The sequence below is a fragment of the Peribacillus sp. SIMBA_075 genome, assembly GCF_046534585.1.
Genome location: NZ_JAWRYN010001009.1, coordinates 1 through 257, shown reverse-complemented (window position 1 = coordinate 257; position 257 = coordinate 1). Strand labels below are relative to the sequence as shown.

The 257-nt window shown below is 41.2% G+C and carries 1 protein-coding gene; it reads left to right on the top strand.

Annotated elements, in window-relative coordinates; genetic code table 11:
- The coding region (locus tag SB775_RS31335) for an acyl-CoA dehydrogenase family protein (RefSeq protein WP_410865173.1) at positions 1–257 on the top strand (257 nt) is incomplete at both ends.

Genomic DNA, 257 nt, shown 5'->3' with positions numbered 1-257 from the left:
AGCAAGTACATACATTGTATTCGCTTCTACAAATCCAGAGGCAGGAAAAAGTGGGATTTCTGCATTTATAGTAGAGAAAGATACACCAGGCTTAGTTATCGGCAAAGATGAGCATAAAATGGGACTTCTTGGTTCTCGCACGGTACAACTTACGTTTGAAGATATGAAAGTGCCGGTCGAGAATTTACTTGGTGAAGAAGGACAAGGATTTAAGGTGGCAATGGCGAATTTAGATGTTGGACGAATTGGAATCGGAG